General features: G+C 72.3%; 11 protein-coding genes. 6 read left to right on the top strand and 5 right to left on the bottom strand.

Annotated features, from left to right (window positions below):
* Positions 1 to 68: 68 nt before the first annotated feature.
* The 4 genes from OOJ91_RS17425 to OOJ91_RS17410 form a co-directional block, all read right to left on the bottom strand.
* Positions 69 to 3506 (bottom strand): hypothetical protein, encoded by a 3438-nt coding sequence (locus OOJ91_RS17425; protein WP_266246240.1) that lies wholly within the window; start codon positions 3504 to 3506, stop codon positions 69 to 71.
* 77 nt (positions 3507 to 3583) lie between these two features.
* Positions 3584 to 3892 carry a cupin gene (locus OOJ91_RS17420; RefSeq protein ID WP_266246239.1) on the bottom strand — a complete coding sequence of 103 codons (309 nt, stop codon included), beginning with the start codon at positions 3890 to 3892 and terminating at the stop codon, positions 3584 to 3586.
* Positions 3889 to 4839: an LLM class F420-dependent oxidoreductase gene (locus tag OOJ91_RS17415; protein WP_266249745.1), complete on the bottom strand. Its 951-nt coding sequence runs from the start codon at positions 4837 to 4839 to the stop codon at positions 3889 to 3891. The genes OOJ91_RS17420 and OOJ91_RS17415 overlap by 4 nt, the downstream gene beginning before the upstream one ends.
* Before the next feature lie 2 nt (positions 4840 to 4841).
* Positions 4842 to 5627 carry an ABC transporter ATP-binding protein gene (locus OOJ91_RS17410; RefSeq protein ID WP_266246237.1) on the bottom strand — a complete coding sequence of 262 codons (786 nt, stop codon included), beginning with the start codon at positions 5625 to 5627 and terminating at the stop codon, positions 4842 to 4844.
* Between the two features lie 271 nt (positions 5628 to 5898).
* Between OOJ91_RS17410 and OOJ91_RS17405 the strand changes: the two genes are divergently transcribed.
* Together OOJ91_RS17405 and OOJ91_RS17400 are read left to right on the top strand one after the other, a co-directional pair.
* Positions 5899 to 6930: an ABC transporter substrate-binding protein gene (locus OOJ91_RS17405; RefSeq protein ID WP_266246236.1), complete on the top strand. Its 1032-nt coding sequence runs from the start codon at positions 5899 to 5901 to the stop codon at positions 6928 to 6930.
* A gap of 100 nt (positions 6931 to 7030) precedes the next feature.
* Positions 7031 to 7891, top strand: coding sequence for an ABC transporter permease (locus OOJ91_RS17400; RefSeq protein WP_266246234.1), 861 nt, complete (start codon positions 7031 to 7033; stop codon positions 7889 to 7891).
* 189 nt (positions 7892 to 8080) lie between these two features.
* Here the strand turns inward: OOJ91_RS17400 and OOJ91_RS17395 are convergent, their stop codons facing one another.
* Positions 8081 to 9262: an ABC transporter substrate-binding protein gene (locus OOJ91_RS17395; protein ID WP_266246232.1), complete on the bottom strand. Its 1182-nt coding sequence runs from the start codon at positions 9260 to 9262 to the stop codon at positions 8081 to 8083.
* A gap of 446 nt (positions 9263 to 9708) precedes the next feature.
* Here OOJ91_RS17395 and OOJ91_RS17390 point away from each other — a divergent pair, with 446 nt between their 5' ends.
* The 4 genes from OOJ91_RS17390 to OOJ91_RS17375 all read left to right on the top strand — a co-directional run bounded on the left by OOJ91_RS17390 (position 9709) and on the right by OOJ91_RS17375 (position 14365).
* Positions 9709 to 12900, top strand: coding sequence for a sensor histidine kinase (locus tag OOJ91_RS17390; protein ID WP_266246231.1), 3192 nt, complete (start codon positions 9709 to 9711; stop codon positions 12898 to 12900).
* Positions 12897 to 13304: a roadblock/LC7 domain-containing protein gene (locus tag OOJ91_RS17385; protein WP_007465177.1), complete on the top strand. Its 408-nt coding sequence runs from the start codon at positions 12897 to 12899 to the stop codon at positions 13302 to 13304. Before OOJ91_RS17390 ends, OOJ91_RS17385 begins: the two co-directional genes overlap by 4 nt.
* 91 nt (positions 13305 to 13395) lie before the next feature.
* Positions 13396 to 13761, top strand: coding sequence for a DUF742 domain-containing protein (locus OOJ91_RS17380; RefSeq protein WP_007465174.1), 366 nt, complete (start codon positions 13396 to 13398; stop codon positions 13759 to 13761).
* Positions 13742 to 14365 carry a GTP-binding protein gene (locus tag OOJ91_RS17375; protein WP_266246220.1) on the top strand — a complete coding sequence of 208 codons (624 nt, stop codon included), beginning with the start codon at positions 13742 to 13744 and terminating at the stop codon, positions 14363 to 14365. The genes OOJ91_RS17380 and OOJ91_RS17375 overlap by 20 nt, the downstream gene beginning before the upstream one ends.
* The last annotated feature ends 35 nt before the right edge of the window (positions 14366 to 14400 follow it).

Here is a 14400-nt window from a genome sequence, read left to right as displayed (position 1 = left end):
CGGGGTGTCCGGTAGCGGTGGACAGCCCGGATTCAGGGAACCCGAGTCGATCACGCTGGGTCGGGTGGTCAGTCGCGGTGGTGACGGCCGGTGGAGCGCAGCGAGCGACGGCCGTTCTCCTGCTCCGGCTCGTTGTCCGCGATCGGCTTGCCGAGCCCGGCGACCCAGTCGACGAACTCCTCGTCCTGCGTGGGCAGCGACTCCGCCGCATCCGCTGCGGGCCGCTTCTCCTCGTCGGTCCGGGCCCGGTTGCGCCGGAACAGGCCGCCGAGCCGTCCCCGCCGGGAGGGCTGCTCCGCGTCGTCGGTGGACGTCGCCCCGGCCCGCTGGGCGTCGCTGTCCGGTCCGCCCCTGTCGGCGGTGCCGGACGCGCCCCTGTCGGCAGCGGACGTGCCCGTGTCGGCAGCGGACGTGCCCCTGTCGGCGGCGGACGTGCCGCCCTGCTCCGGTATGCCCGGACTGGCCGACGGCGGCACGACAGCTCCCGCCGGGGCGGGCGCGCCAGCAGCGTCGGCGAGCCGGCCGCGCCAGCCGGCGAGCCGGCCCGTCGTGCTGGTGTCCCGATCCGTCGTGCTGGTGTCGCGATCCGTCGTGCTGGTGCCTCGGCCCGTCGTGCTGCTGTCCCGGCCCGTCGTGCTGCTGCCTCGGTCTGGCGTGCCGGTGACCTGGCCCGTCGTGCTGTCGGCCTGTTCGGTCGTGCTGTAGTCCTGGTCCGTCGTGCTGGCGACGCGATCTCTCGACCATGCCCCGCCGAGCGTGGCGGAGGACGGGCTGTCCTGGTCCGCGTTGCTGGCGGTCGGGTCGGTCGGCCCGCTCAGGTCCGGCGTGCTGGTGCTCTGGTCGGGCGTGTTGGCGGTCCGATCCGGTACGCGCCGAGTGGTGTTGAAGGCGTCCCAGGTGCTGGCGCGGCTCAGGTCCGGCAGCGGTGCCCGGTGCCGGAAGCGGGGCGTCCAGTCCGACTCCTCCGCGACGACGGGAGCGTCCGAAGCCGACGGGTCGGGGTCGGTCGTTCCCGTGGCCGGCGCGGTGGTCCACGCCGAGGTGGCCGGCCAGGCCGGCGCCGCCGGAGTCCACCGGTCGCTCGCCGGGCCGTCGGCGGCCCCATCGCGGAACAGCGAAGCGCTGCCACCGCCCTCGGTCGCGGACGGCTCGGCGCGGGCCGTCCCGGATTCCGCGACCGGTGCGAGATCACCGGCCGGGACGGTCGTGGCCTCCGGCTCGGTGCTGGTGGCCCTGTCGTGCGGGTTCTCTCCACCCGTCCCGACGGCCTGACCCTGCGGATCTTCCCCGTCTCCCCGGTTGTCCTGGCCGGGCTCGGCGTCCTGGCCGGGCAGCGGAGCGCCCTGGTCGACGGGACCAGCGAAGTCGACGCCGGTCACGTCGGTGGCCTTGCCCGACCGGGCCGGCCGCCTGGTGCGCCCACCTGTCGATTCGGCGGCTGCTGCCGTGCGCCCGTTGGTCGATCCAGCACCTGCCGTGCGGCCGGTAGCCGAACCGGCGCCTACCGTGCGCCCACTTGTCGATCCGGCGCCTGCCGTGCGGTCGGTGGTCGATCCAGCGGATGCTGCCGCAGTGGTGTCAGAGGTCGATCCGGCTGCGGATGCTGCCGCATCGTCGGTGGCGGCCTCCGCCGAGGCGTGGGCAGTGCCATCGGCGACGTTCGGGTCCGAGTCGACGGGTGCGGGAAGGCCCGCGGCTGCGGCGGGGGAGGACGAATCGGGCGTGCTCGCCTTCGGCGTACCGCCGCTGCTCGCCTTCGGCGTACCGCTGCTCGTCGCCTCGGTAGCGGCCAGCTCCTGCCCGGCCGGTGTCGTGCCCTCGATCGTGCCCGGCCCGGCCGGTGTGGACTTCGGCTTGCGCGTACGGCGCGGCTTGGGTGCGGGTCCGCCGGCCGCGCCATCGCCCGTGACCGGGGTGCCGGTGCTGCCCGCGACCGGAGTGGTCGCGCTGCCCGTGACCGGCGCGCTGGTGACCGGGGCCACCGGGTTGTCGGGTGTCGTGTGGTCGCTGCCCGGCTCGTCCCTGCCGGTTAAGTCGTCGGCGGACGCGTCGGACATCGGGCCGAAGGCTGCGGTATCGCCGGCCGAGACGGTGGACATCGCAGCGGCGGACGCCGGGACGACAGGGGTCGGGTCGGCGGCGTCGATGGTGTCCCCGTCCCGGCTCGACGGGGTCGACTGTCGCCCGGCGGTGAACTCGCCTGTCGGGTCGGTCAGCCAGGAGGCGGGGGCCGGCGGGTTGGTCGTGCGGTCGTACTGCCGGCTCGTGCGGAGCGCGTCCTGGGTCGGGGCGTCAGCCGTCGGCACGTCCGGGGTGGGGTGGGCGTGTTGACGGCGGCCGACCTGTCGGGGCGCCAGCTCCGGGCGGGTCGCGTCGGCGGGGACGGGGCCGTGCTGGCCGCTGGTCGTGGTCGCCGGCCAGTCCCAGTGGGCGGGGACGGTGCGTACGGTCGCGGTGTCGTCGGCGGCGCGCGGACCCGGACCGGTGTCGGCCAGGTGCGCACCGGTGGGGGCCGCGGCGGCGGTGGACCCGGCGTCACGGTGGTCGTCGACCGATTCCGTCGACGCCGCCGCGTCAGCGCCCGGCAGGGGCGGACCGGCGGGCAGCGGGCGCAGGATGTCGGTCGGCTCGATCGCCTGGGGGTCGGCGCTGCGGGCGCCGACGGGCCAGCGCAGCAGGGCGGCCGCCGCGGCGCCGAGGGCGCCGGCGAGGATCGCGATCAACGCGCCGTAGTAGGGGGTGGTCTGGTAACGGTCCAGCGCGTCGCCGGGGCCGGCGGTCAGGTACGCGAATGCCACGAGCACCGGACCGGCCACGCCTGTCGCTCCACTGACAAGCGGAACCTGGCCGCGCCAGCGGGCCAGCCCGGCGGTCGCGGCGCCCGCGAGCAGCGCCACCACGGGCAGCAGGAGCAGCGCCAGACGTTGCGCGGCGGCGTCGTCCAGCCAGTTCGGTTCGAGGACGCCGAGCCGGACCGTGGGCAACGGGCCGGCCGTGCCGAGCGACGGCAGTACGGAGATCAACGCCAGCAGCCAGACCACCCCGGCCACGGCCGCCATGTTCCAGCCCAGTTCCGGTCGGAACAGCACGGCGACGGCCGCGCCCGCTCCGATGACCGCCCCGAGGATGGCGCAGATGCCGACCGCCCAGACCGGGTCCACCGAGATCAACTCGGCGGCTCGGGCGGGCTGCATGCAGAGCGGAGCCACTGCGGTAGCGCCGAGCGCCGCCGCGCCGCCGATGGCCAGTTGCCGGCCGGTGCTGGCCGGCGGGGTGTCCCGGCGGGCCAGGCGCCCGGTCAGGACGGCACCGGCGACGGCGGCGTTCGCGGCGAACCAGCCCACCCAGACGAGCTGGGCGGGCCACTGGTTGACGGTCGTGCCGGTGAAGGCGCCGGTGAGCCGGACGATGCCGAAGCCGTACGCGACACCGAGCTGGCCGGCCCCGGCCAGCACGCTCACCCCGAGCGCCGTGAGCAGCAGTCTGCCCCAGGTCCGAAAGGCCATGTCCGGCACGTTACGCACCTGGTACACCCGATCGCCACCGGCGCGCCGCGCGGCGAGCCGGACCGCGCCCGGCGCGTCTACTTGAGTTCGACCAGCCGGGCCAGGTATGTCGTGTCCCCGACATTGGTCAGCATGTGTACCGCACCGGGGTCCCGGTAGACGACTCCGCCGGTGGGCTCGTCGGCGTCGATCCGGGTGCCGTCGATGGTCTGTACGACGTTCTTCGCGCCCTGGATCGCCACCACCAGGTAGGGGTGGTCGTGCCGGTGCAGGGGCTGCCGCTCGCCCGGTTCGAGCCGGATGTGCCAGACCCGGACCCGGTCGTTCTCGTACACGATCTCCTGGCCCACCGGCCCGAGTTCGGTGCCGTCGATCACGTCGGTCATCGTCCAGCCTCCAGTTGGGGGAGCACCTCGGCGGCGATCAGCTCGAGGTGGTCGAGGTCGTCGAGGTCGGTCATGCGCACGTGCACCCGGGTGGCGCCGATCTCGGCGAACTCGCCGATCCGCTGCACGAGCTGCGCGGGCGAGCCGACCACCGGGTCCTCCGGGGGCAGCGCGCTCTTCTCGTGCAGGGGCGCGGCCCGGAGCTGTGCCTCGGCGTCGGTGCGGCCGATGGCCACCACGATCCCGGCGGACAGCACCAGCGGCGCCCGCCCGGCGTCCGCCCGGCCCACGCGGTCACACGCCTCCCGCACCCGGTCGTACGCCGCGGCGGTCTCGGCCACGGACTTGAACGGCATGTTGAACTCGTCGGCGTAGCGGGCGGCCAGCTCTGGGGTCCGCTTGGGACCGCGCCCGCCCACGATGATCGGCGGTCCGGGCACCTGCGCCGGTTTGGGCAGCGCGGGCGCGTCCACCAGCCGGTAGTGGTCGCCTGTGAAGCTGTACGTCGCACCCACCGGGGTGGCCCACAGGCCGGTGATCACCTCAAGCTGTTCGGCCAGTCGGTCGAAGCGCTCGCTGACGGCCGGGAACGGGATGCCGTACGAGGTGTGCTCGCGCTCGTACCAGCCGGCGCCGATGCCGAGGTCGACCCGGCCGCCGCTCATCTGGTCGACCTGCGCGACGAGCACGGCGAGAGGGCCGGGCAGTCGGAAGGTCGCCGACGTGACAAGGGTGCCGAGCCGGATCCGTCGGGTCTCGCGGGCCAGCGCGGCGAGGGTCAGCCAGGCGTCCGTCGGGCCGGGCAGGCCCGGGTCGGCGCCCATCGACTGGTAGTGGTCGGCGCGGAGGAAGCCCTCGTAACCGCCATCCTCGACCAGTCGGGCGAACCGGAGCTGGGTGTCGTAGTCGGCACCCCGGTGCGGCTCGGTGAAGACCGACACCCGCATGGTCATCGTCCCTCCACGCCGGCCGCGGCCGGCTGGTCGCGTTCCATCAACAGCTCGTGCAGGTCGGCGCTGACCCGGGCGACGTCGGCGAGATGGGCGTTGCGGCCCAGGGTGCGGGGTCGGGGGATGGCCACCTCGACGACCTTGCGGATCCGGCCGGGGCGAGGGCTCAGCACGACCACCCGGTCGGCGAGCAGCACCGCCTCGTCGATCGAGTGGGTGACGAAGACGATTGTGGGCTTGTTCTCCATGTGCACGCGCTGGAGTTCGCCGGAGAGTTCCTCGCGGGTGAGCGCGTCGAGCGCGGAGAACGGCTCGTCCATGAGCATCACCCGGGGCTCGCCGACGAGCGACCGGCACAGCGACACCCGCTGCTGCATGCCGCCGGAGAGCTCGTGCGGCAGCCGCTTCTCGAAACCGGCCAGCCCGGCCACGTCGAGCAGTTGCCGGGCCCGCTCGCGGTGCTTGGCGCGGCTCCAGCCGAAGATCTCCACCGGCAGCAGGACGTTGTCCAGCACACTGCGCCACGGCAGCAGTGCCGGCTTCTGGAAGAGCATGGCGATGTCGCGGCGGGGCCGGGTGATCGGCGTGCCGGCCACGGTGATCTCGCCGGAGGTCAGCGGGAGCAGCCCGGCGATCAGCCGCAGCAGGGTCGACTTGCCGCAGCCGGAGCGCCCCAGCACGGCGACGAACTCGCCCTCGGCGACGTCGAGGTCGATGCCGCGAAGGGCCTCGACCTGGCCGGATCGGCCCTCGAAGGTACGCGACACCCCGGACAGTCGGATCATCTGCGGCGTACCTCCGCTGAGTGGACGGTCAGGAATCCGACAAAGGCTAGCTGCACCGTTGACATCTCGCACCGTCCGGGGTGGTCGTCAGGTTGTTTCCGTTCCGCAACCCGATACGCCTGGCGTCGCAACTGTGGGTTTCTCGTACGCTGTGCCCGCGAAGAGTCCCCTCACGATGGCGGTGCCCGGCTTCGACCCCTCCCGCCGGTCCCGTCGCGACAACCCCCTCCGGTGGCCTGCGGCCCCGGTCGGAAAGGACATGGTGCTACTGATGAGAAGGCTGACCCGTACGGTCGCTACGGCCGCGCTGGCCACCGCCCTCGCCCTTGTTTCCGCCTGCAGCAGCGGGTCGGACAAGACCGACGACGCCAAGGGCGGCAAGGGCGGATCGCTGGAGAAGGTGACCTACCTCACCTCCTTCGGCAACTTCGGTCGTGACTCCTACGCCTGGGTGGCGAAGGACAAGGGCTTCTTCAAGGAGGCCGGCTTCGACGTCGAGATCAAGGCCGGCCAGGGCACCGGTGGCGTGATCCAGACCGTCGTCGGCGGCCAGGCGGACTTCGGGCCGATCGACCTCACCGGTGGTCTGCTCCAGCTCGGCAACGGCCAGGCCAAGGACTTCACGGCGGTGGCCGCGATCCAGCAGCGCACCATGGCCGGCATCGCCACGGTCGAGGGCAAGAACATCAACTCGCCCAAGGACCTGGAGGGCAAGAAGCTCGCCGACACCCCCGGCTCCGTGGTCCGCAACCTGTTCCCGACGTACGCCCGGCTCGCCGGTGTGGACGCCAGCAAGGTGACCTGGGTCAACGGTGAGGCGCAGGCGCTGATCGGCACCCTGGCCAGCGGTTCGGTGGACGGCATCGGCCAGTTCGTCGTCGGCCAGCCGACGATCGAGGCGGTGGCCAAGAAGAAGGCCGTCATGCTGCCGTACAGCAACGTGATGCAGGACCTCTACGGCAACGTGCTGATCACCTCCTCCAAGATCGCCAAGGAGAAGCCCGAGATGGTGAAGCGGTTCACCGCGGCGCTGCTCAAGGGCCTGGAGTACAGCCTGGCGAACTCCAAGGAGGCCGGCGAGATCCTGAAGAAGAACGTCGACGCCGCCAACCCGGTGGCGGCCGCCGCCGAGCTGGACCTGATGGCCGCGTACGTGCGTTCCGGCAACTCCGGCACCGCCATCGGCACGCTTGACAGCGGTCGGGTCGCGAAGAGCATCGCGATCCTGCAGGGCGCGGGCGCGCTCAAGCAGAACATCACCCCCGAGCAGATCATCGACTTCAGCCTCGCGCCGAAGGCCTGATCGTCCGGTCGTCACCAGGGGGTACGTCCCGCCGGATCCGGTGGGACGTACCCCCGTCGCTCGTCGGCCCCCGCGGCCGGCGAATCACGAGGAGGACAAGATGACCGACGTCCGCTCAGCCGAGCCGGCGGTGACGGCGCCCCCACCCCCGGGCGCCGGCCGGGAGGCGCGTCGGGCGGGTCGGGGCGCCGGCCTGCGCGCGGGGACCGGGGCGGCGCTGCTGCCCGCGGCCGGCCTCGTGGTGGCCCTGGCCGCCTGGTGGCTGATCGCCCGGCTGGAGCTGGTCCACCCGGCCGCCCTGCCGCCGCCTGGGGACGTGCTCACCGCGTTCGTCGACAAGCCCGCCCAGATGCTTGAGCACACCTGGGCGACCCTGCTGGAGATCCTGGTCGGCTTCGTCCTGTCAGCCGCCGCCGGTGTCCTGATCGGCCTGTCCCTGGCCAGCTCCCAGACGGTCGAGCGGATGTTCACCCCGCTGCTGGTAGCGGTGAACGCCGTGCCGAAGATCACCCTGGGGCCGCTGCTTGTGGTGGCGCTGGGCTGGGGCCAGAAGCCGATCCTGACCATGGTGTTCCTGCTCTGCTTCTTCCCCATCGTGCTGTCCACCGCGACGGGATTGACCACCACGCCGTCCGACCTGGCCGAGCTGGTGCGGTCGTGGAATGCGTCCCGCTGGCAGGCGTTCCGCAAGGTGCGGTTCCCGGCGGCGCTGCCGCAGATCTTCGTCGGGCTCAAGGTGGCCATGCCGCTTGCCGCCATCGGCGCGGTGATCGGTGAGTTCCAGGCCGGCGAACGCGGCCTGGGTTACGTGATCACCCAGTACGCGGGCGTCGGCGACACCGCCACGGCCTGGGCGGCGATCATGCTGGTGGCGCTGGTGAGCATCCTGCTCTACTCCGCGCTCGTGCTCATCGAGCGGATCGCCCTGCCCTGGGTACGCGAAACCACAAGCAGCCGCTGACCCGTCCGGCAGAGCGAAGCGAACAAGGGCAACGCAGAAGGGCCGGCCCCCACAAGGAGGCCGGCCCTTTGACTGCCAGTGACGCGGAGGGGTTGTGGCCTACCGCGCCCGGCGCAGGGATCAAGCCTGACCGCCCGGAGCCGGGCGCGGTAGGCCACAACCCCCGACCCGGAGCACGACGAAAGCCGGCTACCCCGCCAACCGCCAACGACCGTTGCGGGCGACAAGCGTGGTGAGCGCCTGCGGCATGAGGCCGGAGTGGTTGTCGGGCGTCATGCGGATCGGGCCGGAGAGACCGTCGATCTGGGACGTCTCCAGCACGTCGCGGATGCCGTTCCGGTCGACCTTCCCGGCCGGGCCGCCGGCACGCAGTTCGGCGTCGGCGATCAGCTGGATGGCGTCGGCGGCGAAGGACGAGGATCCGTTGTAGCCACCGAAGCGTGCGGTGTAGTCCTGGAACCACTGCCGCCGGGCAGCCTTCGCCGGTGTGGTGGCGATCACGTCGTCGATCACCATGGTCTGCGTGAAGATCATCGTTGCTTTTTCGGTGGCCCGGGCCGCCGCGCCGAGGAAGAGGTCGCCGGCCGCTCCCGCGTCGAAGAAGAGCGACCCCCGGAACGCGGCCTGCTGAGCGCTGGTCGCGGCCAGCGCGGCCTGCTCCGGTGGGGTCCAGACGACAAGCGCGTCGGGCCTGAGCTTGGTGAGCTTGCCGACCTGCAGGGCGACCTCGGTGTCGGTGGTCTTCACCGACTCCTCGCCGGCGACCTTGATGTTGGCCTTGGTCAGTTCGCGGCGCAACGCGACCACACCCTCGCGGCCGTAGTCGTCGTTGCTGGCGAGCAGGCCCACCTTGCGGACGTTCTTGCGGCGCAGTTCGGTGGTGAGCGCGGCGGCGCTGTCCGCCGCGTTCGGGCCCAGCTTGAACACGTAACGTCGCTGGGCGACCGGGCTCGCGATCGCACCGGAAGCGGCGAGCGCAATGGTCGGAATCCGCTTGTCGTTGATGACACCGACGGCGCCGACCGCACATTCGTTACAGCCGCCCATGACGATGGCGCTGACCCGGGAATCGCTGCTGAAGTCGGCGATGTTGCGCAGTGACTCGGCGGCGTCGGAACGGTTGTCCTTCACCTTCAGTTCGATCTTCCGGTCGTTCAGTGCGCCGGAGGAGTTCAACTGCTCGACCTTGAGTTCCAAGGCCCGCTGGTATGCGCGGCCAACGGGGGCGGCGGCGCCGGAGAGTTCGAGGTCCGCGGCGATCACGATCGGACTCGTGTCCTGCTCCGCCCCGCCGAACTGGCAGCCGGTGAGCGTGGTGGCCACTACGGCCGATGCGAGCGCCGCGATGGTCGCGGAGCGGATGGGGCTCAACTCAGTCCTCCAGGTGCGGGCGCGGGCGCTGCCCGGTCACCGCCGCTAATCCGTCCTCAGTGGAGGACGGGATCTCCTCTGCCGTACGGTGTGTGCGCGAAGCCTGCAAAACCTTGCCAATGGCCGGCGCTGTGGTCAAGCGCGGACCCCGGTTGCATTTTCGGGACGGCCATCCCACATGCTGGGGTAACGCAATGTTTGCAAAAGCTCACTTTGCATACACGCGTGACCACTCTGGAGTTACATGCCCTGTTCAGGGGCTTGCGGAAATGAAGGTATCAGTTGACCGGATCAGGGGTTCCGCGCCGTCCGACCGTTTCCTACCTCACTGCGGCTTCCCAAACACGATCTTCTCTGATGAAATCGCGGCCGTGCCGCGCGTGGTCCCCTCCGCTTACGGCACGGTTCGGCGGGCCAGGCGGGGAAGAAACGACGGAGGCGATGTCGTGAGCACCGGACCGACGACCCTGCCCGCGCTCGGCGAGAAAGCTCGGCCTGCGCGCCGGCGTCTGCCGAGACTGCGGGACGCCCGGATCCGGTCCAAGCTGGCGCTGATTCTGGTCGTTCCGGTGGCCGCCGTCATCGCGCTGGCCACCGTCCGGCTCATCTCGGTGGGCGAGGGCGCCTACGACGCCACCCGGGCCCGGTCGCTCACCGCGCTGTCCATCGACGTCAGCGCGCTGACCCAGGATCTCCAGGCCGAGCGGATGGCCGCGGCGGCCTACCTGGCCGCTCCCCAGCAGCCGGCCGACGCGTACAACCTGCGGGTGCGCCAGACGCAGCAGCGCGTGGACGAGTACCGGGCCGAGCGGGGCCGGATCGGCGAGGTGCCGGCGGCGTTGCAGGACCGGCTGGCGGCGATCGACGACCACCTGTCCACCCTGGACGGCACCCGTCAGGAGGTGCTGGACCGCCGGCAGATGGCGGTCGCCGAGGCGGTGCTGCGCTACGGCGTCATCCTCACCGACCTGGTCTCCTACGGCGACGGGCTGGCCCAGTTGCCAGGCGACGAGAGCCTGTCGGACAGCCGTCGGGCGGTCGCCGCGTTCGCCCGCGCCAAGGCGTCCGTCGCCGAGGAGGAGGCGGTCGCCTTCACGGCGCTGACCGCCGGCCAGCTCGACCCGGAGCAGTTCTCCTCCTTCGTGGCCACGCTCACCAGCCAGCAGGAGGCCCTGGTCGCCTTCTCGCTCGCGGCAGACCCCGTGCAGCGGGCCCTCGTCGACAGCACCGTCTCCGGTGACGCCGTCGGCCTCTCCGACCGGGTCGCCACCGACATCACCCGCTCCGTCGGGCAGCGCCCGCTGGTCAGCGCACAGGACGCCACCGCCGCCATCGGTGCGGTGAACGACCTGATGCGCTGGGCCGAGATCCAACTGCAGGACCGACTGTTCGAGCAGGCCGACCAGGCGCGCTCGGACGTCATCCGGCAGGCCGTGGTCGAGTCGATCCTGGTGCTGCTCACCCTGATCATCGCCGTGTCGCTGGCCGTGGTGCTGGCCCGGTCGCTCAACCACTCCCTGCGCCGGCTGCGCGAGGGCGCGCTCTCGGTGGCCAACCACGACCTGCCCGACGCCGTGCAGCGACTGCAGAACATGGGCAGCGTGGGTGACGGTGGCGTGGACGAGATCGTCCGCCAGGTCCGGGACCCGATCCAACTGAACAGCCGTGACGAGGTCGGCCAGGTGGCGTTGGCCTTCAACGTCGTCCACCGGGAGGCGGTGCGGGTCGCCGCCGAGCAGGCCGCACTGCGTACCAGCGTCTCGGCGATGTTCCTCAACCTGGCCCGCCGCAGTCAGACCCTCGTCGACCGGATGATCGGCGAGCTGGACGCGATCGAGCGCGGCGAGGAGGACCCGAAGCGGCTGGCCCAGCTCTTCGAGCTGGACCACCTGGCCACCCGAATGCGCCGCAACGACGAGAACCTGCTGGTCCTCGCCGGCGCCGACTCCGCAGTGCCGCGGCGCGACGACGCCTTGGTCGTGGACGTGCTGCGCGCCGCGCAGTCCGAGGTGGAGCTGTACAACCGCATCGAGTTCGGCACCGTCGACACCGACATCTCGGTGGCCGCGCACGCGGTCAACGACGTGGTACGCCTCGTCGCCGAGCTGCTGGACAACGCCACCCGGTTCTCGCCCCCGAACACGACAGTTGTCGCCGACGGTCGCCGCATCCGCGACTACGTCCTGATCCAGATCGAGGACCGCGGGCTCGGCCTCACCGACGAGCAGCTCGACTCGCTCAACCGCCGGCTGGCCGCCCCGCCGAGCGTGGACGTCGCCGCGTTCCGGCTGATGGGTCTGGCCGTGGTGAGCCGGCTCGCCTCCCGCTACGGCATCCGGGTGGAGCTGCGCCGCAACGTGGAGGGCGGCACCGTCGCCCAGGTGACGCTGCCCGCCGCCACCGTGCTCCTGCCCAGCAACCGGGGCCGCGACCAGGTGCTCACCCGTCCGCGCCAGCCGATGGCTGTCGAGCAGACGCCGCTCACCCCGGTCAACCACGCCGAGTCGTACGCCGGCGCCACCACCGCGGCGGCGACGCTGCCCGACCAGTGGCGGACCAACACCCCGGCGCCCGCGCAGTGGCAGTCTCCGGTCGACGCTCGGGACACCGCCCCGGCCGTGCAGGCAGGCGGCTACAGCGGGGCCCGCCCGACGGTGCCACCCGCCGCCGCGCCGGCCACCCCGGTCCCGCCCGCCCGACCGGCGTACAGCAACGGCGCTGGCACCTCGCTGGGCAGCCCGACCGTGGCGTACCCGACCATCGACGCCCTGCCTCGACGCGGCTCGACGGCCGACACCACTGACGGTCGGAGCGCCCCGGTGCTGCCCGTCGGGCCGGTCGCCGGTCCCGGAGCGGTCGCCCCGCCTGCGCCGCCCGCGCCGCCGGCCCCGCCCGTGCGGCCCGCCCCGCCGGCCATGCCGCCGACACCCGCCGCACCTGTCAGCACCCGCCCGGAGTTCCCGGCCGAAGCGCCGATCTTCCGGGAGATGGAGGCGGTCTGGTTCCGGTCGCACGGCGACGACGCGACCGCGATCTTCACCCGGCCGCAGTTCGACACACCGCCCGCACCCGCCGACGCCGGCCCGCGCGTGACCAACGGCGGCCAACAGGCCACCGCGTCCGCGCCGGCGACCGCGCCGGCCCGACCGCCACTGCCCACCCGCACCCCGGGCAGTTCCGAGGGCACCGGAGCGCAGAGCGTGGGAAGCATGGACGGATTCGCCGGCGCCAACACCGGCGGTCGCGGCGCCTCGGCGCCGAAGCCACCGCCGTCGTACACCCCGCCGCCGGCCGCCCGGACGACGCCGGCAGCGGCCCCCGCTCCGGCCGCCACCGCGAGCACGGCACCGCCGGCCACGGACTCGGACGCCTGGCGGACGGCGGCCGACGAGGGCTGGTCGCTGGCCAGCCGGGCCGCGGAGCCGGCCGCCGCCGGCACCACCCGCTCGGGTCTGCCCAAGCGGGTGCCGCAGGCACAGCTCGTGCCGGGTGGCATCGAACCGAAGGGTGGCCGGGACCGCAGCCGGCGGACCCCCGATGAAGTACGCGGCCTGTTGTCGGCCTACCACCGCGGCGTGCAGCGTGGTCGGACGGCCGGCACGGACCTGAACAGCACCTCGACCAAGGAGAGCCGATGAACAGGCCAGCTGCCATGCAGGACATGGGTTGGCTGCTCACCAACTTCGCCGACAGCGTGGCGGGTATCGCCCACGTGGTGGCGGTGTCCGCCGACGGGCTTCTGCTCGCGTCCTCCCGGGACCTGCCGGGGGACCGGGCGGACCAGCTCGCCGCGATCACCTCCGGCGTGGTGAGCCTGACCGAGGGCGCGGCCCGGATGTTCAGCGCGGGCGGGGTGTTGCAGACAGTCATCGAGATGGACAGCGGTTACCTCTTCCTCATGTCGATCAGCGACGGCTCGTCGATGGCCGTGCTTGCCGCGCGGAGCTGCGACGTGGGCCAGGTGGGCTACGAGATGGCACTGCTCGTGGAGCGGGTCGGCGCCGCGTTGGTGCCGCTGCCGAGGGACGCGGTGCGCTCGTAGCGCCAGGAAGACCCGACGCGCGGCCGCGCGCCGGAACAGGGATGGGAGGCGGTGTGGACCGGCTCCGCTGGGGACGAGGAGGTGATCGTGGATGGACCAACGGCGCGCTGACCCGCGCGGCGCTCTCGTACGCCCGTACGCGGTCACCCGTGGTCGTACCGAGCCCCGGCAGGACATCGCTCTCGAGGCGGTCCTCACGGCTTCTCCCACCCAGGTTGCCGAGTCCCGCTTCGCGGGGCACGACAAGCACCGCATCGCCACGGTCTGCGAGGGCCGTGCACAGTCGCTGGCGGAGATCGCCGCGTACACCCGGATGCCGCTGGGCGTCGCCCGGGTACTGGTCGCCGACATGGTGGCCGAGAGCCTGCTGACGTTACACACTGCTGCTCCCGCCGAGGGGTTCGAGGAGCGGATGGAACTGCTTGGAAGGGTGCTAAGTGGACTTCGCAGGCTATGACCCCGCTGGGGGGCGGCCGGGCCGGGGAATCGTCTCCGCGAAGATCGTTGTCGCGGGCGGCTTCGGCGTCGGTAAGACGACCCTCGTCGGCTCGATCTCCGAGATCACGCCGCTGACGACCGAGGCGGTGATGACCGCCGCGGGTGTCGGCATCGACGACCCGTCCAAGGTGCCGGGCAAGGAGACCACCACCGTCGCCATGGACTTCGGCCGGATCACCATGGCCCAGGACCTGATCCTGTACCTGTTCGGTACCCCGGGTCAGACCCGCTTCTGGTTCATGTGGGACGAGATCATCCGAGGCGCGGTGGGTGCGGCCGTCCTGGTGGACACCCGCCGGATCACCGACGCGTTCGCCCCGCTGGACTACTTCGAGAACCGCAACCTGCCGTACGTGGTGGCGCTGAACCGGTTCGACGGCGCTCCCCAGTACGAGCTGGAGGAGGTCCGCGAGGCGTTGGCCATCTCGCCGCAGGTGCCGCTGGTGATGACCGACGCCCGGCACCGGGACTCGGTCAAGCAGGTGCTGGTGACTGTGGTCGAGCACGCCATGCTCCGGCTCCAGGCCGAGCACGGTCGGGGCTTCCCCACGCCGGTCGGCTGAACCGCCGCGTCGTGGCCGGCTCGCCTGGGCCGGCC

The organism is Micromonospora lupini (assembly GCF_026342015.1).
Lineage (GTDB): Bacteria > Actinomycetota > Actinomycetes > Mycobacteriales > Micromonosporaceae > Micromonospora > Micromonospora lupini_B.
This window is presented reverse-complemented; position numbering and strand designations above follow the sequence as displayed.

Bases quoted from the DNA above. Each gene is read 5' to 3' on its own strand.
- OOJ91_RS17400 (WP_266246234.1), top strand. From the start codon at position 7,031: ATGACCGACGTCCGCTCAGCCGAGCCGGCGGTGACGGCGCCCCCACCC.
- OOJ91_RS17380 (WP_007465174.1), top strand. From the start codon at position 13,396: ATGGACCAACGGCGCGCTGACCCGCGCGGCGCTCTCGTACGCCCGTAC.
- OOJ91_RS17415 (WP_266249745.1), bottom strand. From the start codon at position 4,839: ATGCGGGTGTCGGTCTTCACCGAGCCGCACCGGGGTGCCGACTACGAC.
- OOJ91_RS17410 (WP_266246237.1), bottom strand. From the start codon at position 5,627: ATGATCCGACTGTCCGGGGTGTCGCGTACCTTCGAGGGCCGATCCGGC.
- OOJ91_RS17420 (WP_266246239.1), bottom strand. From the start codon at position 3,892: ATGACCGACGTGATCGACGGCACCGAACTCGGGCCGGTGGGCCAGGAG.
- OOJ91_RS17425 (WP_266246240.1), bottom strand. From the start codon at position 3,506: ATGGCCTTTCGGACCTGGGGCAGACTGCTGCTCACGGCGCTCGGGGTG.
- OOJ91_RS17405 (WP_266246236.1), top strand. From the start codon at position 5,899: ATGAGAAGGCTGACCCGTACGGTCGCTACGGCCGCGCTGGCCACCGCC.
- OOJ91_RS17385 (WP_007465177.1), top strand. From the start codon at position 12,897: ATGAACAGGCCAGCTGCCATGCAGGACATGGGTTGGCTGCTCACCAAC.